Origin of the sequence: Mycobacterium sp. PO1 (genome assembly GCF_017312405.1) — a bacterium.
GTDB lineage: Bacteria > Actinomycetota > Actinomycetes > Mycobacteriales > Mycobacteriaceae > Mycobacterium.
On record NZ_BLTG01000094.1, the window covers coordinates 1 to 16600 of the forward strand.

General features: G+C 68.4%; 16 protein-coding genes. 10 read left to right on the forward strand and 6 right to left on the reverse strand.

Features of this window, described 5'->3' with window-relative positions; translation table 11 throughout:
* Nucleotides 1-527: PaaI family thioesterase (locus J3476_RS24300; RefSeq protein ID WP_207068875.1), on the forward strand; the 527-nt coding region annotated here is incomplete at its 5' end.
* Here the strand turns inward: J3476_RS24300 and J3476_RS24305 are convergent.
* On the reverse strand, nt 499-2502 hold the full coding sequence (locus J3476_RS24305) for an FUSC family protein (protein WP_207068876.1): 2004 nt from the start codon (nt 2500-2502) through the stop codon (nt 499-501). The two genes, J3476_RS24300 and J3476_RS24305, sit on opposite strands and share 29 nt — an antisense overlap.
* A 32-nt stretch (nt 2503-2534) precedes the next feature.
* Here J3476_RS24305 and J3476_RS24310 point away from each other — a divergent pair, with 32 nt between their 5' ends.
* Nucleotides 2535-3254 (forward strand): EthD domain-containing protein, encoded by a 720-nt coding sequence (locus tag J3476_RS24310; protein ID WP_207068877.1) that lies wholly within the window; start codon nt 2535-2537, stop codon nt 3252-3254.
* The gene (locus tag J3476_RS24315) at nt 3251-4009 is read left to right on the forward strand and encodes an enoyl-CoA hydratase/isomerase family protein (RefSeq protein ID WP_207068878.1); all 759 of its coding nucleotides are present in this window, start codon (nt 3251-3253) and stop codon (nt 4007-4009) included. The genes J3476_RS24310 and J3476_RS24315 overlap by 4 nt, the downstream gene beginning before the upstream one ends.
* Here the strand turns inward: J3476_RS24315 and J3476_RS24320 are convergent.
* The gene (locus J3476_RS24320; RefSeq protein WP_152517368.1) at nt 4006-4197 is read right to left on the reverse strand and encodes a bacterioferritin-associated ferredoxin; all 192 of its coding nucleotides are present in this window, start codon (nt 4195-4197) and stop codon (nt 4006-4008) included. The genes J3476_RS24315 and J3476_RS24320 overlap by 4 nt on opposite strands.
* Nucleotides 4198-4199: 2 nt before the next feature.
* The gene (locus J3476_RS24325; RefSeq protein WP_207068879.1) at nt 4200-4832 is read right to left on the reverse strand and encodes a fatty-acid--CoA ligase; all 633 of its coding nucleotides are present in this window, start codon (nt 4830-4832) and stop codon (nt 4200-4202) included.
* Between the two features lie 250 nt (nt 4833-5082).
* On the opposite strand from J3476_RS24325, the gene bfr reads away from it, so the two are divergent.
* The 5 genes from bfr (at nt 5083) to J3476_RS24350 (ending at nt 10733) form a co-directional block, all read left to right on the forward strand.
* Nucleotides 5083-5562: a bacterioferritin gene (bfr, locus tag J3476_RS24330; protein WP_163675767.1), complete on the forward strand. Its 480-nt coding sequence runs from the start codon at nt 5083-5085 to the stop codon at nt 5560-5562.
* 103 nt (nt 5563-5665) lie between these two features.
* On the forward strand, nt 5666-7729 hold the full coding sequence (locus tag J3476_RS24335; RefSeq protein ID WP_207068880.1) for an MDR family MFS transporter: 2064 nt from the start codon (nt 5666-5668) through the stop codon (nt 7727-7729).
* A 19-nt stretch (nt 7730-7748) separates the two neighbouring features.
* Complete coding sequence (locus J3476_RS24340) at nt 7749-8231, forward strand: carboxymuconolactone decarboxylase family protein (RefSeq protein ID WP_207068881.1); 483 nt, start codon at nt 7749-7751, stop codon at nt 8229-8231.
* A 36-nt stretch (nt 8232-8267) separates the two neighbouring features.
* Complete coding sequence (locus tag J3476_RS24345; protein WP_207068882.1) at nt 8268-9629, forward strand: glutamine synthetase family protein; 1362 nt, start codon at nt 8268-8270, stop codon at nt 9627-9629.
* The gene (locus J3476_RS24350; RefSeq protein WP_207068883.1) at nt 9630-10733 is read left to right on the forward strand and encodes an amidohydrolase family protein; all 1104 of its coding nucleotides are present in this window, start codon (nt 9630-9632) and stop codon (nt 10731-10733) included.
* Here the strand turns inward: J3476_RS24350 and J3476_RS24355 are convergent.
* Genes J3476_RS24355 through J3476_RS24365 form a run of 3 tightly spaced genes read right to left on the reverse strand, consistent with a single transcriptional unit; the run spans nt 10730 to nt 14787 of the window.
* A complete protein-coding gene (locus J3476_RS24355) occupies nt 10730-12502 on the reverse strand; it encodes an amidohydrolase family protein (RefSeq protein WP_207068884.1) in 1773 nt (590 codons plus the stop codon). The two genes, J3476_RS24350 and J3476_RS24355, sit on opposite strands and share 4 nt — an antisense overlap.
* Nucleotides 12503-12512: 10 nt before the next feature.
* A complete protein-coding gene (locus tag J3476_RS24360) occupies nt 12513-12983 on the reverse strand; it encodes a nuclear transport factor 2 family protein (RefSeq protein ID WP_207068885.1) in 471 nt (156 codons plus the stop codon).
* Nucleotides 12973-14787, reverse strand: coding sequence for an amidohydrolase family protein (locus J3476_RS24365; protein WP_207068888.1), 1815 nt, complete (start codon nt 14785-14787; stop codon nt 12973-12975). The genes J3476_RS24360 and J3476_RS24365 overlap by 11 nt, the downstream gene beginning before the upstream one ends.
* A gap of 124 nt (nt 14788-14911) precedes the next feature.
* Between J3476_RS24365 and J3476_RS24370 the strand changes: the two genes are divergently transcribed.
* Together J3476_RS24370 and J3476_RS24375 are read left to right on the forward strand one after the other, a co-directional pair.
* A complete protein-coding gene (locus J3476_RS24370) occupies nt 14912-15817 on the forward strand; it encodes a dienelactone hydrolase family protein (protein ID WP_207068886.1) in 906 nt (301 codons plus the stop codon).
* Between the two features lie 84 nt (nt 15818-15901).
* Nucleotides 15902-16600: glycosyltransferase (locus J3476_RS24375; protein ID WP_207068887.1), on the forward strand; the 699-nt coding region annotated here is incomplete at its 3' end.

The following is a 16600-nucleotide window of genomic DNA, read 5'->3' on the forward strand; positions in this document are numbered from 1 at the left end:
AGGCCGACGCCGAGGCCGTCACGGCCGCGACCGCGCAGATCGACGCCGCCACAGCGTCTCTGCGCAGCAGTCAGCTCGACGGGGCTTTCGGCGTCCGGTACGTCACCGACGGAGACCCGATGCCGTGGGGCAACGCCGTCATCGGGGTCCGCAACCCGTCCGCACCGCCGTTGGTGATCCGCAAGGTCTCTGACGGGCCCGCGAGCACGGACCGATACGTCACCAGCGACTTCTACCTCGGTGCGGCGTTCGAGGGCCCGCCGGGACACGTCCACGGCGGTGTATCGGCGATGCTGCTCGACCACGTGCTCGGCGACGCGGTGAGCACCCCCGGCGTACATCGACTGACCGGAACCATCACGGTCCGCTACCGCCGACTGACCCCGCTCGGGCGACTGCACGCCGAGGCGCGGATCACCCACACAGACGGGTTCAAAACCTACGCCACCGGCCACATCGCCGACGCCGACGGCATCACGGTGGAAGCAGAGGGGGTGTTCATCGAACCGCGATGGGCCCGCGCGTGACGGCGATTCCGGCCACGCTGCGTGTGATCGCGCCCACTTCGGCGGCCAGCACCCGAGCCGCACCTTCGTGGGCTCCGCGGCGGGGCACGACGTCGCGCAGGCGCTTGTCCGCGGCTTCCAGATCGGTGACGTCCACCGTCCAGGGAGACGCCGCTGTTGGAGGGTCGCCGCAGAGCGCCTCCACGTATTCGTCCACCGCCAACACGAATTCGCCGTTCCATGCCGCCGCGGGCCGATCGGGCAGCGAAGCTTCCAGGGTTGTGCAGGACGCCGTCACGGCGTTGAGCGCCGTCCGATAGGCGCCCATCCACCGGCGCAGGTCACGAGAATCCATTCGGGTGGTGCCGGCGGCGGCCTCGAACGCCGCGCGGGCCCGGAACGCGCGTTGCCATGCGGCGGACAACGCATCGGCCGGGCTGTCGATCTCGTGGACATAGGCCTTGATCACCACCGCGGCGTAGTCCACCTCGGTCTTGAGCAGCTCGCCCGCCCGCTGCGCGAGCCTGGTGAGCGCATCGTCGGGGAACAGCACGTGGGCCAGCACGGCGAGGCCCCCGCCGATCAGGGCGCCCAACAACCGGTCGTCGGTGGTGGCTGCGGGCCCGACCTGCTCGAGTCCGATCAGGAACACCACCGCCGCCGTCAGGGCGGCCGACGACGCCAGATAGCCGAGACCGGCCGCGGCGTAGGCCGCCCCGACGAAGACGATGGCCAGCACCGCCGTCACCACGACGCCGGGGGTGAGCAGGACCAGGACCACCGATGCCACCGCGATGCCGGCCAGGGTTCCGGCGATCCGCCCGGCGCAGCGGGTGTAGGTGTGCGCGGTCTCCGGACGCAGGACCATCAGCACCGTCAGCGGTATCCAGTAACCGTGGGCGATCCCGGTGTACCGCTGGATCGCACAGCCCACCGCGACCGCCACGCTGAGGCGCACCGCGTGACGGAAGACCGGCGATCGGCGGTGGAGGTGGCCGCGCATCAGCGCGAGGGCCGAGCGCACCGAGGTTCGCACCTCCGGCCGTCTGAGCCGCACGGCCTCCGGGGAGGAGGGCAGAAACTCCCCGAGCCGGATGGCGACCGCTTCATGCACCAGCCGGGTCAGCCGGTGCACCACAGGCGATTCGGAATCCACTGCCGCATCGAGCCGGGAGATCGCCGCCTCGGCGTCGGCGCGGGCGCTGCGGCGGGTTTCGGCGACTGCGGCGAGCGTGTCCGCCGCCGCGTCCAGGACTTCCCGGGGCCGCACGTCTGCCGCCACGCCGTCCAACTCGGCCAGCGTCGCGGCGATCCGCTCGGGCAGGCCATACCAGCTGCGGTAGTCCGCGGTGTGGCGCTTGGCCTGAACGTCGGCCGCGGTGAACGCGGCACGCAACGCGATCAACGGCTCGGGATCGACAGCGGAGGCGCCGTCACCGGTTCCCTCGGCGATCCGCCGGGCATCGGCGGCCAGCGAACGATAGGCCTTGGCGAGGGCATCGCGCTGGACGCGCCAGCGCCGTTGCGGCCAGACGGCAATCAACGCCGCCTGGATCAGTCCGCCGGCGAAGGCCAGCCCCGCAGTCGCCAACGCCGATGACAGGGTCGGCGTGATCGGCGGCGCGACAACCAGAATCGCCGCCGAGGCCGCGCCGATCAGCCCCGCGTTGGCACTGAGCGCCCACGGCATCGCCGCGGCCAGGCACCAGAGTGCTGCGGCGAGCACGAAGACGGGGGAGTAGCCGGACGTGGCGGCACCGATGAGCGCGGCGCCCCCCAGCACCGTCGACGCGCCCACCGCCAGCTGGACACGTGCGCGGGGGCTTTCCTGCAACGCCACTGCGCCTGTCACCGCCCCCGCCGCGGCTGCCGCGGTCGACGCCCCCGGCGGTCCCCACTGCGCGGCGACCACCCCTACGGCGATCACGCCGAGCAGGCTGCGCAGGACCGCGGCGGTGTCCGGCACCCCCGGTCGCAGCGCAAGACCCTTGATCATCAGTCCATTCTGTCCCGGGCTATGTTCGGCACGTGGAGAAAGTCATCATCACGCTACGGGGCACCCCGGGCGACGAGGCCTGGTGCACCACGTTGCGCACCGACGCGGCGCAGACACTTCTCGACTCCGGGTTGGCCGGGGTGGCCGTCAATGTCCGCGACGACGCGGTCACCGATTCCCTCATGACCCTCACCACACTCGACCCGCCCGTCGTCGCCTTCGTCAGCCTCTGGACCCAGCAGTGCTACGGCGAGCAGATCCGCACCGCCACCGAGCTGCTGGCCGATCTGTGCCAACAGGTGTCTGCCTACCTGGTCACCGAATCGGTCCCGCTGCCACCGCCCCACACCGCACCAGGAGAACGCACCCCCGGCCTGGCGAACGTCGCGATGCTGCGCCGACCGTCCGATCTGGACCAGGCGACGTGGCTTCATCGCTGGCAGCACGACCACACCCAGGTCGCCATCGACACCCAGGCCACTTTCGGCTACGTCCAGAACACGGTGGTCCGCGCGCTGACCGACGACGCGCCGGTCCTCGCCGCCATCGTCGAAGAGCTGTTCCCCCTTGCCGCGACGACCGACCTGCACGCCTTCTTCGGCGCGGCCGACGACGCCGAGCTCAGCGACCGCATGGCGCGAATGGTGGCCAGCACCTCTGCATTCGGGGCCAACCGCGACATCGACACCGTCCCGACAAGTCGATACGTGCTGCGCGATCCGTTCGCGCCAGCCGATACGCTGCAGCGGTGACTCTGCAGATCAGCGACGACAACCGGGTCCGCACTCTGGTGCTGGACCGGCCCGAGGCCCTCAACGCGTTCAACGAGGAGCTCTACCTCGCCACCGCCACCGCGCTGCGGGAGGCCGACGCAGATCCCGACGTCGCAGTGGTCCTGCTGACCGGCGCGGGTCGAGCGTTCAGCGCGGGCAACGATCTCAAAGAGATGCAGGCGCGGATCACCGACCCGCAGATGAGCGACCAGGGCAGCCACTTCACGACGATGATCAGTGCGCTGACCGACCTGACCAAGCCGCTGGTGTGCGCGGTCAACGGGGTCGGGGTGGGAATCGGCACCACCGTTCTCGGGTACGCCGACCTGGTGTTCATGTCCTCCACAGCACGGCTGAAGTGCCCGTTCACCAGCCTGGGGGTCGCGCCGGAGGCGGCTTCGTCGTATCTGCTGCCGCAGTTGATCGGCCGCCAGAACGCGGCGTGGATGCTGCTGTCGTCGCAGTGGGTGGACGCCTCCGAGGCGCTGCGCATGGGCATCGCGTGGAAGGTCTGTGAGCCCGACGAGCTGCTAACCGAGGCCAGAAATCATGCCGAAATCATTGCTGCACAATCGATTCCCAGTCTTGTCGCGGTGAAGCGCACGCTCACCGAGCCGTTCCGGGACGGCATCGAGGCCGCTACCGCACGGGAGAACGCGCAGTTCGAAATGCTCCTCGGGGGTGCGGCCAACGCGGCGGCCCTGGCGGACTTCACCGGCAGGGGCAAGTCCTAGCGACTGACCCGGTTGGGCGCGCAGTCGGCGAAATGGGCTTCGATGATCGACCGCAACGTACGGCGGCAACGGCCACAGTCACCGCCGGCGCCGCAGGCCTCGGCGATCTCCTTCGAGGTGCGTGCGCCATTGGCCACCACTTCGCTCACCGCGTGACTCGTGGTTCCGGTGCACAGGCAGACGAACACGGCTACTCCTGCCCGCCGACGCTCATCAGATGGGCGAACCGGCCGACGAACCGCGTCGGATAGGCGCCCATGCCGGCGTTGCTCATCCACTCGGCAGCCGCGTCGGGGTGTTCGATCCACTGACGCGCGCTGAGCTCGTTGTCGATCTCCTGCAGGATCAGGACTTCCTGGCCGTCATCGAGTGCCCGGTACACCCAGATCTTGCGCACGCCGCCTCGCTTGAAGCGCTCGAGACCGTCGTGGATCTTGACCATCAGTTCCGACACGTCGTCAACCGACGACATCACGCCCACGACGACGCGACCGACATGACGCTCGGATCCGGTCCCGTACAGGTCGATCTTCTCGACGACCTCGCCGCCGAAAATCGGGGGAATGTCATCAGCACCGGAAATATCGAACCATTCGAAAATCGCCGGCGAGCGCAGCACTTCCCGGATCGAGCGGGCCTGCCGAATTCCGATGGTGACCAGAACCCGCCGCGGTTCCCAAATGGATTCGTAGACCACGACGTGATGCGCCCCGATAGTGGAAAGACCATTCCGGTGTTTTTCCAACCATTCCCACATGAACTCGAGGTCGTCGACGCGAAAGTCGCAGGCGAGAATGAACGAGTGCAGATCATACTCGTCCATTGGTGACCCTTACCTTTCTTCGCCGCCCTCAGCAGTTAGCCGAGTCTAACCTTACTTAGCCTAGGCAGTCCAGACTCCTGCCGTGTTGCACAGGAGGTCTTGGCCGATATCACGGTCACCGACCCGAAAACATGCCTCACACAGCGGTAATGGTGCGCGCCGGATGCCGCGCGTGCACTAGATTGGAGACGCTCGCGCACCACCGTGCAGATAGCGCACGCCGACATCGACAACGTGTTTAGGAGCAGCCATGCAAGGCGATCCCGAGGTTCTGAAATTGCTCAACGAGCAATTGACGAGCGAACTGACGGCGATCAACCAGTACTTCCTCCATTCCAAGATGCAGGACAACTGGGGTTTCACGGAATTGGCTGCGCACACGCGCAAAGAATCGTTCGAGGAAATGGTTCACGCCGAGGAGATCACGGACCGAATCCTCATTCTCGACGGTCTGCCCAACTATCAGCGACTGTTCTCGCTGCGCGTCGGGCAGACGTTGCGCGAGCAGTTCGAGGCCGATCTGGCGATCGAGTACGAGGTCGTCGGGCGGCTCAAGCCAGGCATCCTGATGTGCCGCGAAAAGGGCGACGCCACCTCGGCGAACCTGTTCGAAAAGATCCTCGCCGACGAGGAACTGCACATCGACTACCTCGAAACGCAGCTCGAGCTGATGGGCAAGATGGGCGAGGAGCTCTACATGGCCCAGTGCGTGTCCCGCCCGCCGCAGTAGCGGTTTGCCGCGGGCCCCGGCGGCTATCCCCGCCTGGCGCGGTAACTTCCATAGGACATCTAACGATGTAGGTGGAGAGTTCTTCGCGCCCGGAAAGGCAGGTATGACAGGCAGCCCCGCGACCAGCGCCGATCAGCCCGAACACGCCGAACCCGCCCAGGTCGGCGCGCAGCGGCGCAATCTGATCTTCGTCGCTGTGCTGCTCGGCATGCTGCTGGCGGCACTGGATCAGACCATCGTGGCCACCGCACTGCCCACGGTGGTGGCCGATCTCGGCGGCGCCGGACACCAGGCCTGGGTGGTGACCAGCTACCTGCTCGCGTCGACCATCGTCACGGCCGTCGTCGGCAAGCTGGGGGACCTGTTCGGACGCAAGGCCGTCTTCACCGTCGCGGTGCTGTTCTTCCTGGGCGGCTCGGTGCTGTGCGGCATCTCGTCCTCGATGACGATGCTGGTCGCCTCCCGGGCGCTGCAGGGCATCGGTGGCGGCGCGATCATGGTGACGGCGATGGCGCTGATCGGCGAGGTGATCCCGCTGCGCGATCGAGGCAGGTATCAGGGCGCGCTGGGCGCGGTGTTCGGCGTGACGACGGTGATCGGCCCCCTCCTGGGCGGGTACTTCACCGATCACCTCAGCTGGCGCTGGGCGTTCTGGATCAACATCCCCGTCGCCCTGGTCGTGCTCGCCGTGGCCACCGTGGCGATCCCGGCGCTGGGCCAGCGGACCCGGCCGGCCATCGACTACGCCGGCATCGCGACCATCGGTCTCGGCGCGTCCGGGCTGACGCTGGCAACCAGTTGGGGCGGCAGCACCTACGCGTGGTCGTCGCCGATGATCATCGGTCTGTTCGTCGGCTCGGCGGTGATGCTGGCGTTGTTCGTCTGGGTCGAGTTGCGCGCCGACGAACCCGTCCTGCCCATCCGGTTGTTCGCCAGCCCCGTGTTCACCGTGTGCTGCGTGCTCGCCTTCATCGTCGGTTTCGCGATGCTGGGCGCGCTGACCTTCCTGCCGACGTTCATGCAGTTCGTCGACGGCGTCTCGGCCACCGAGTCCGGCCTGCGCACGTTGCCGATGGTGGGCGGGTTGTTGCTGACCTCCATGGGCAGCGGCATGTTGGTCAGCCGCACCGGCCGCTACAAGGTGTTCCCCGTCGTCGGCACCGCGGTCATGGCGGTGGGATTCGTGCTGCTGTCGCAGATGGACGCCGGCACCCCGGTGCTCCAGCAGAGCGTCTACCTGTTCGTGCTCGGAGCCGGGATCGGGCTGTGCATGCAGGTACTGGTGCTGATCGTGCAGAGCACCGCCAACTTCGCCGACCTCGGCGTCGCGACGTCGGGCGTGACGTTCTTCCGCACCATCGGAAGTTCGTTCGGTGCGGCCATCTTCGGGTCGCTGTTCGCCAACTTCCTCGAAAGCCGCATCGCCACCGCGCTGGCCGTCAGTGGCGCCCCCGCCGAGGCGGCACAGTCCCCACAGGCCCTCCAACGTCTGCCCGGCGACGTCGCCGCGCCGATCGTCGACGCCTACGCCGACTCGCTCGGCCTGGTGTTCCTGTGCGCAGCGCCGGTGGCCGTGATCGGATTCCTGGTCGCACTGACCCTCAAGGAGGTGCCCCTGCGCGACCTCGACCCGGCCGCGGGTGTCGACCTCGGGGAGGGCTTCGGCATGCCTCAGATGGAGACCCCGGAGGAGATTCTGGAGACCGCGGTGGGCCGACTGGTGCGCCATTCACCCGACATCCGACTGCGCAGCATCGCCGGCCGGCACGGCTGTGTGTCCGACCTCGCCCTGCTCTGGGGCCTTATCCAGATCTACCGGCACAGTCAGGTTTTCGGTTCGGCCACCCTGTCGGCGATCGCCGACCGGCTCAAAGTGCCCGCCGAAGTACTCGAACCGACGTTCACGCGCCTGGTCGACTCCGGCTACGCGTTGCGCACCGGCGACCGCATGTGGCTCACCCAGGCCGGAGCCGGTCAGGTCGCCGCGGCAACCGGCGCGCTGGTGGGCCGAATCGTCGAGAAGCTCGCGTCGTCGCCACTTTTCGAGGGACGCCCCGACCATTCCGAGGTCGAGGCGGCGCTGGAGAGGATCGCGGCGCGATTGCTGGTGCAGCGCGAGTGGGATGACCGGGGTGCGGTGCCCGAGACCGCCACGCCCGCGCGGTGAGGCGGCGTACGATGCGGCCATGAGCCGAATCGGAGACTTCCCCGACGACGACGTGACAGGCTTCGCGGTCACGTCTCCCGACCTCGGTGCCGCGATGGCGAACTTCAGCCACGCCGTCTACACCAAAGGCAGGCTGCCGCTGCGGGTGCGGGAAGCGGCCCGCATCGTGATCGCCCACGCCAACGAGTGCGTGGTGTGCCAGAACACCCGCGACGGCGCCGGTGACGCTGCCGGTGTTGACGAAGATCTCTACGAGCATGCGACTGAGTGGCGGACGTGGCCCGGGTACAGCGACGCCGAGCGCATCGCGATGGAGTTCGCACACCGCTTCGCCACCGATCACACCGGCCTTCGGGATGATGACGACTTCTGGCGGCGTGCCGCCGAACATTTCGACGACGCGCTGATCACCGACCTGGCGATCTCCTGCGCGATGTGGGTGGGCATGGGTCGGGTGTTGCGCACCCTCGACATCGGGCAGGCCTGCAAGATCACGCTGTAGAGTTCGGCCGACCCGCGCACCCGGCTACTGGTATGAATGGCTGACATGGCAGCCAAACCGCTCGCCGCCGCGGCTATCGCACAACTCGAGTCCGATGGAGTGGCGACCCTCATCGGGACCGTCGTCAATCCGGCGGGCCTCATCCACGCCAAGACCGTGCCGTTGCGCCGAATGAGCTCGTTCGCCGATCCGGGTCTGGGCGCCAGTCCGGTCTGGCATGTCTTCGCGATCGACCAGGCGGGCATCGTGTTCAGCGAGTCCACCGGCGTGGTCGGTGACCAGCGCATCCGCATCGATCTGGGGGCGCTGCGCATCCTGGGCAACGGATTCGCCTGGGCGCCAGGCTCGTTCTTCGACCAGAACGGTGTGCCCGATCCGTACTGCACCCGGGGCGCGCTGGCCGCCGTCACGAAACGCCTCGACGACGCCGGATACAGCGCAGCGGTGGGCCACGAGATCGAGTTCGTGCTGGTCGGCCCTGACGGTGCGCGCCTGCCCCAGCACCTGTGGGCACAGTACGGGCTGGCGGGCGTGCTCGAATACGAGGGATTCGTCCGAGACGTGACGGCCGCGGCGACGAGTTCAGGGGTGGCGATCGAGCAGTTCCACCCCGAGTACGGAGCCAACCAGTTCGAGATCTCGTTGGCCCCGTTGGCGCCGGTGGCCGCCGCCGACCAGCTGACGCTGATGCGCATCATCATCGGCCGAGTGGCCAGGTCGTACGGCATGCGCGCGAGCCTTTCTCCCGTCCCGTTCGCCGGCAGCGTGGGTTCTGGTGCACACCAGCATTTTTCGCTGAAGCGCGGCGACACACCGGTGTTCTCCGGGGGCGGGCTCCCTGGCGGCTTGACCGAGGAGGGGTCGTCGGCGATCGCCGGTGTGCTCGCCGGGCTTGCCGAGGCCCAGGGCGTGTTGTGCGGCTCGATCCTGTCCGGGCTGCGCATGCAGCCCGGCAGTTGGTCAGGTGCCACGCTGTGCTGGGGCACCGAGAACCGTGAAGCCGCCGTGCGTTTCCTGCCCGGCGGTTCGGCCAACCCCTACGGCGCCAACGTCGAGGTCAAGGTCGTCGATCCCTCCGCGAACCCCTACCTCGCGTCCGCGGCGATCCTGGGGCTGGCGCTCAACGGCATCGAGCAGGGCCTCACCGCCCCGGGCGAGATCGCGGTCGACCCGGCCTCGTTGTCCGATTCCGAACGGGCCGAGGCGGACTTGCGGCTGCTGAGCACCGACCAGTCCGAGATCCTCGACGCGTTGAACGGCTCCGCCATGATCCGAGGCATCCTGGGTGACTCGGTGGTCGACGCCGTCGTCGCGGTACGCCGATACGAACGCGACAATTTCGCCGACCTGAGCACCGAGGAACTGGCCGACAAGTTCCGGCTGGCCTGGAGCGTGTGAATGTCGGCGCTGCACGAGCACCTCGGCGCAGTGCATCTGATCGACCACCACGTCCACGGATGCTGGCTTCAGCCGCGGGACCGCACCACGTTCGAGAACGCGCTCAACGAGGCGAACACCGAACCGCTGGCTGATTTCGACTCGGGCTTCGACACACAGCTGGGTTTCGCGGTCCGGGCGCACTGCGCCACGGCGCTCGGCCTGGTTCGCCACGCCGAGGCCGACCACTACTGGGATCGGCGCACCTCAGTGCCCGAGGCCGAGCTCGCCTACCATTTCCTCTCGGCCGCCGGTGTCTGCGACTGGCTCGTCGACACCGGCACCCCCGGCGTGGCGTCGCTCGGCGAGCTGTCCGGATTGGCGGTCGGCGGGGTCCACGAAGTGGTCCGCCTGGAATCGATCGCCGAGGAGGCCGCGGCACGAGCGGGGGATTACGCGGCGGCGTTCGACGAGATCCTCGCCGACCGGTCCCGCACCGCGGTGGGCACCAAGTCGGTGCTGGCCTACCGGGGCGGATTCGTCGGCGATCTGTCCGACCCCGCGCCCCGGGAGGTCGCCGAGGCGGCCGCACGCTGGCGTGACGCCGGAGGTGTTCGCCTCACGGACCGGGTGCTGCTGCGGTTCGGACTACACCGCGCATTGCGGCTCGGGAAGCCGCTGCAGCTGCATGTCGGCTTCGGCGATCGCGACGCGGACCTGCACGCGGCCAATCCGATTCATCTGCTGGACTTCCTGCGGGGAAGCGGTCCGACCCCGGTGATGCTGCTGCACTGTTACCCCTACGAGCGCGAAGCCGGCTACCTGGCGCAGGCGTTCAACAACGTCTACCTCGACGGGGGTCTGGCGATCAACTACCTGGGCGCCCGATCGCCGGCGTTCATCGAGCGGCTGCTCGAGATGGCCCCGTTCCGCAAGATCCTCTACTCCTCGGACGGCTACGGGCCGGCCGAACTGCACTATCTCGGCGCCCGGCTGTGGCGTAGCGGCATGACACTCGCGTTGCAGCGCTTCATCGACGCAGGGGAGTGGAGCGTCACCGACGCGCGCCGCGTGGTCGACCTGATCGCCCACGAAAACGCCCGGCGTGTCTACGAATTGAGTTAACGCACCCCGCGGAGCAGCCGGCCCGGCCGCGCCCCGGTGTCCACACCGTGACGCCGGGTGATCACCCCGCTCACCACGGTCGCGTCGTAACCGCGGGCGCCCTGGACCAGTCGCCGCCCGCCCGCGGGCAGGTCGTAGGCCATGCGCGGCACGTCCAACTGCAGCGCCTGCATGTCGATGACATTGATGTCGGCCTTCTTGCCCACCGCCAGCACACCACGGTCGGAGAGCCCGTAGAGCGTTGCTGTGTCCAGGGTCTGCTTGCGCACCACGTATTCCAGCGAGAACCGTGGTCCGCGGTGGCGGTCGCGGGCCCAGTGCGTCAACAGGAAGGTCGGGTAGGACGCGTCGCAGATCAAGCCGCAGTGCGCCCCGCCGTCGGACAGCCCGGACACCGCGGCGGGATGGGTCATCATCTCGTGGATGGCGTCGTGGTTGCCGTCGGCGTAGTTGAAGAACGGCAGCATCAGCATCGCGGTGCCGTCCGACTCGAGCATCAGGTCATACATCGCGGCAAGCGGATCCTGACCACGCGCCTGCGCGATCGCGGCCACCGTCTGATCCGGCGTCGGTTCGTAGTCGGGCGGGTCGCCGATCGCGAAGATCCGGTCGGCGCTGTGTTGGATCAGCGCGTAGAGACCGTCGAACAGCGGCACCGGCTGTGGCGGCAGATCCGCCTCGGCCAGGATCGTCTCGCGCACACCCGGGTCGGCCAGCCGCGCGGCGAGTTCCTCGTGGCCGAGCTCTGCCTTGAGCCGGCGGTAGGTGGGGCGGTGGGTGAAGGCGTGATAACCGGGAAAGCCGAACAACATCCCGAACGGGCGGGCGGCGAACTGGGCGTACAACTCGACACCGTTCTCCAGCGCCTTGCCCGCGCGTTCGAGCTGTCGGCGCCACAGATCCGGGGCTCCGCCGGTCTGGATCATCGTGAACGTCACCGGTCGTTCGATCTCCGCGCCGAGCTGGGTCATCCAGTCCATCTCGCGCATCGTGGCCTCCGCGGGGCTTTCACCCGCGGTGCCCTGGGGTGACACCTCGAACACCGCGCGGCCACCGGCCGCCATCGCCCGACCGAGACCGAACAATTCCGCTTCGGCGGCATAGGTTCCGGGCACGGGTTCACCGTCGATCGCACGATGGGCCTCGGTGCGCGACGTGGAGAAGCCCAGCGCGCCCGCCTCCACTGCTTCCTGCACGATGCGCGCCATGGCGGCGATGTCGTCGGGCGTGGCCTCCTCGTTGCGGGCGCCGCGTTCGCCCATGGCATAGCCGCGCACTGCTCCGTGGGCGATCTGGGTGCCGTAATCCACTGCCAGCGAGCGCTTCTCGACGGCATCGAGATATTCGGGGAAGCTCTCCCACTTCCAGGTGATGCCTTCGGCCAGCGCTGAGCCGGGTATGTCCTCCACACCCTCCATCAGTTCGATCAGCCACTGCTCCCTCCCGGGCCGCACCGGGGCGAATCCCACCCCGCAGTTGCCGCTGACCACCGTCGTGACGCCGTGCAGGCTGGAAGGTTCCAGCGTGTCGTCCCAGCTGACCTGACCGTCGTAGTGGGTGTGGACGTCGACGAAACCGGGGGCGACGATGCGCCCCGTCGCGTCGATCTCGTGCGCTGCGTCGGCCTGCAGGCCGTCGGACGCCCCGTCATTGCCGTTGCGGCGGCGCACCTCGACGATGTGGCCGTCCTTGACGCCGATGTCGGCCCGGTAACGCTCGGCGCCGGTGCCGTCGACGACGGTGCCGCCGGTGATCTTCAGGTCCAGCATCGGTTGCTCCTCACACCAGTCCGGTCGCGTCGAACACCCAGGACATGTCGGCGTTCGCGAAATCGGCCAGCCAACTGGCCGGCGCATGGTTGGCCAGCGCCCCCATGTCCCAGTAGTCCTTCCACAGCGTGATCAGACGGTCCTCGACCCGGTGCACCGTGACGAACTGCAGAACCGCTGATTCGCCGGTGGCCCAGTGCCATTCCTCGTGATGCTCGTACATCAGATCCACCCCGTTGCTGACCATCAGGCCGGGGAAGTTCGCGTACGACGCCAGCGGCTCGAGCCCGATCTTGAGGCGCTTGACGATGTCGTCCGGACCTCGCGCGGCTGCTGCAGGACCGACCGGCATGTCGAGATAAATGCAGTGCGGAGCAAGCTGGCGCTTCACACCGTCCCAGTCGCGCGCCGACAGCGCCGCCCACATCGACGAGACGGTCGTCTCGATGTCAGTCACCTCGCCCATCTGCTCAACCGACATGTGCCAGAGCCTCTTTCCCGTTCGTCGCTGTCCCCGTCTCTTGCCGTGTCGCCGGTGCCGGCGCCTTGTGCGCGGCACGCAGGAACCTGCCGGTGCGCTCGGATCCGACCACCGGCGTCAGCGCGCCGTCGAGATACACCGGCCGCCCGCCCACCAGCACGGCACTCACGGTGTCGTCATTGCGGTTGACCATGCGCGACAGACCGCCGTACTGGGCCACCGGTTCCTCGGCGTAGTGGTCGAGGCCGGCGTCGAGCCGGCGCGGATCGAGGACGACGACGTCGGCGCGGTCGCCGAGGCGGAGGTGGCCCGCATCGATGCGATACCAGTCGCCCAGCTCCCCGGTGAGCCGGTGCACGGCCCGCTCGATGGTCATGAACGGCGTGCCGGCGAGTTCGGCGTCCCGCACGTGACGCAGCAGGCGCAGGCCCATGTTGTAGAACGCCATGTTGCGCAGATGCGCACCGGCGTCCGAGAACCCCATCTGGATACCGGGATCACGGGCCAGCTTCTTGAGCACCTCGGGCCGATGGTTGGAGATGGTGGTGCGCCACCGCAGCGACCGACCGTGCTCGAGCACCAGATCGAGGAACGCGTCCACCGGGTGCAGCCCGCCGCGCAGGCGCCCCACCTCGCCGAACGACTTGCCGACCACGGACCGGTCGGGGCAGGCGACGATCTCGGCGTCGAAGAAGTCGCGGTGCCACACCCGCATCCCGAACCGGCTGTCGTAGTCCTTGCGAAAACGTCTGCGGTAGCCCTCGTCGCGCAGCAGCTCGTTGCGCTCAACCTCGTCACGCAGGTGCAGGGCGGCCGCGCCCGCGCCGAACTCCTCGAACACGACCAGATCGATACCGTCGGCGTACACCTCGAACGGAACCGGCAGGTGTTGCCACCGGAAGTTGCCGCCGAGGCTGTTGATCAGCCGGGCCAGGGGACCGAGGACGTTGACCGCGACGGGGTTGGACTTGACGTCGGCCGCCGAGAGCAGGCTGGTCTTGAGCGGGTTGCGCACCACCCCCAGCGACTGCGCCGCCTGCGACAGGAGATTCAGCGGGTTCTGGATGTCCGGCCCGGACTGCAGCACCCGGTTGGACCGGCGCAACAGCGATTTCAGCCTGCGCAGCTCACGCGGTTTGGCATACGTCGACGGCAGGGTCCGCGATCGGCACACATCACCGTCGAGCTTGTCGAAGAGCAGCTGCTGCGAGGACATTCCGACGAAGCCGGCGCGCAGCGCCTCGACCAGCATACGTTCCATCCGCGCCTGCTCAGCTCGCGTGGGGCGCTCGTCCTTACGGGTGGCCCGGTCCAGTCCCATTGTCGCGGCGCGCATGTCGGAGTGTCCGAGGAACGCCGCCACGTTGGGCCCGAGCGGGCGCGACTCCAGCGCGGCGATGTATTCCTCACCGCTTGTCCAGTCCTTGTGCTTCTCGACGGCGTCGATGACGAAGTCGCGCGGGATCGCCTCGACGCGCCCGAAGATGTCGCCGGCGTCGGCGGCGTCGAGGTACACCGTGGACAGCGAACACGAGCCGAGCAGCACGGTGGTGACCCCGTGGCGCAAGGACTCCGACAGCGCCGGGCCGCCGAGCACTTCGACGTCGTAGTGAGTGTGGATGTCGATCATGCCGGGCAGCACCCACTGGTCGGTGGCGTCGATCACCTGCGCGCCGGTCTCGTCCAGATCACCGGTGGCGATCGCGGCGACGTGGCCGTCCCGGATGCCGATGGTGCGCACCGCCGAGGGGGCGCCCGTGCCGTCGAACCAGCGCCCGTTGCGGATGACCGTGTCGTACGTCACATCACTCACACCACTCATCGAACCGCCCACGTCGGCAGGTGTCAACGACATCAGTGAACAGATTTTGACGTTTGTCTACCATCAGCCTGTGAACTGCATCACACCCCCGGGCATAATGGCTGGGGTGACGCCGCTGCAGCGCTATATCGCCGAGGAAATCGCCACCGACCACGTCGACGGCCTGCTCACCCGGCGCGAAGCATTGCGCCGACTGAGCCTGCTCGGCATCGGAGCCGCCGCTGCCACCTCCCTGATCGCTGCCTGCAGCAGCAGCGATCAGCAAGGCGCCCCGTCCACCGCCACGTCGGCGGCGCCTGCTGACACCTCACCGCCGGGCATGGATTCGGCCGTGTCGACCGCGGCCGTCACCTGGGCGGGACCGTCAGGCGAACTGCAAGGCGCCTGGGCCGAGGCGGTCCGACCACGCGGGGGAATGCTCGTCATACACGAGAACAAAGGCCTCAACGACTGGACCCGCTCGGTGGCCGCGCGTCTGGCCGGCGCCGGCTATTCGAGCCTGGCCGTCGACCTGCTCTCCGCGCAGGGCGGGACGTCGACGTTCGACGATCCGGCCGAGGCGACAGCGGCGCTGGGCAACCGGGAACCCGACGCGATGGTCGCCGACCTGAAGTCCGGAATCGCCGAAGTGCAGCGGCGCACGCCGGATCTGCGGGTCGCGGCGATCGGATTCTGCATGGGTGGGGGACTGGTGTGGCGGCTGCTCGACAGCGGCGCGCCCGAACTGGCCGCCGCCTTCCCCTTCTACGGGCCGACACCAGAGGATCCCGACTTCTCCGGCTCCAAAGACGTTGCCGTGCTGGCCTTCTACGGAGAGCTCGACCAACGCGTCAACGCGACCGAACCCGCCGCAGCTGCCGCCCTGCAACGCGCGGGGATGGTCCACGAGCTGGTCACCGAACCCGGCGCCAATCATGCGTTCTTCAACGACACCGGTGACCGCTACGACCCGGCGGCCGCCGCCGACGCCTGGCGCCGTGTCCTGGACTGGCTGGCCGCTCACGTCGGTTAGCGGGCACCGACAGGCCACCAGCTGTTCGACGGCACGCCGACTGGCCGTTCACTTCCGCACATGCGAAGGCGCTGTTATGCAGCCATGCGGGTGGTCCAGGTAGCCAATTTCTACGGCCCCCGGTCCGGCGGGCTGCGCACCGCCGTGGACCGACTGGGCGCCGAGTACTGCGCGGCCGGGCACTCGGTGTACCTGATCGTCCCGGGCCGCTACGCCGAATGGGTCCGGCTGCCGTCGGGGGTCATCCGGATCTCCCTGCCCGCCAGGTTGATCCCGTTCACCGGCGGTTATCGCGCTGTGCTGCCGAGACCGGTGACCGCGCTTCTGGAAGAGCTGGAACCAGATGCGCTGGAGGTGTCCGACCGGCTGACCCTGCGGTCACTGGGCCCGTGGGGGCGGCGCCACGGCGTCTCGACGGTGATGATCTCCCACGAACGCCTCGACCGTCTGGTCGGCCAGATTCTTCCCGAGCCGCTGGCCCGGGCGGTCGCCGACGTCGCCAACCGGCGTACGGCCACGAACTACGACGCCGTGGTGTGCACCACCGCGTTCGCCCGCGAAGAGTTCGAACGTATCGATGCCGCCAATGTGATGACCGTGCCCCTCGGCGTCGACCTCGACCAGTTCCATCCCCGGCACCACTCCTCGGAGTTGCGGGGCCGCTGGGCCGGCCCGGACCAGGTGCTGCTGGTGCACTGCGGGCGGCTGTCGGTGGAGAAACACGCGCACCGCAGCATCGACACCGTTGCCACCCTGCGTGAGGAGGGGGGGGACGCCCGGTTG

Excerpts from the sequence above, each read along its gene's own strand:
- J3476_RS24360 (WP_207068885.1), bottom strand. The coding sequence starts at position 12,983 with ATGTCGGTTGAGCAGATGGGCGAGGTGACTGACATCGAGACGACCGTC.
- bfr (WP_163675767.1), top strand. The coding sequence starts at position 5,083 with ATGCAAGGCGATCCCGAGGTTCTGAAATTGCTCAACGAGCAATTGACG.
- J3476_RS24335 (WP_207068880.1), top strand. The coding sequence starts at position 5,666 with ATGACAGGCAGCCCCGCGACCAGCGCCGATCAGCCCGAACACGCCGAA.
- J3476_RS24350 (WP_207068883.1), top strand. The coding sequence starts at position 9,630 with ATGTCGGCGCTGCACGAGCACCTCGGCGCAGTGCATCTGATCGACCAC.
- J3476_RS24305 (WP_207068876.1), bottom strand. The coding sequence starts at position 2,502 with ATGATCAAGGGTCTTGCGCTGCGACCGGGGGTGCCGGACACCGCCGCG.
- J3476_RS24345 (WP_207068882.1), top strand. The coding sequence starts at position 8,268 with ATGGCTGACATGGCAGCCAAACCGCTCGCCGCCGCGGCTATCGCACAA.
- J3476_RS24340 (WP_207068881.1), top strand. The coding sequence starts at position 7,749 with ATGAGCCGAATCGGAGACTTCCCCGACGACGACGTGACAGGCTTCGCG.
- J3476_RS24355 (WP_207068884.1), bottom strand. The coding sequence starts at position 12,502 with ATGCTGGACCTGAAGATCACCGGCGGCACCGTCGTCGACGGCACCGGC.
- J3476_RS24325 (WP_207068879.1), bottom strand. The coding sequence starts at position 4,832 with ATGGACGAGTATGATCTGCACTCGTTCATTCTCGCCTGCGACTTTCGC.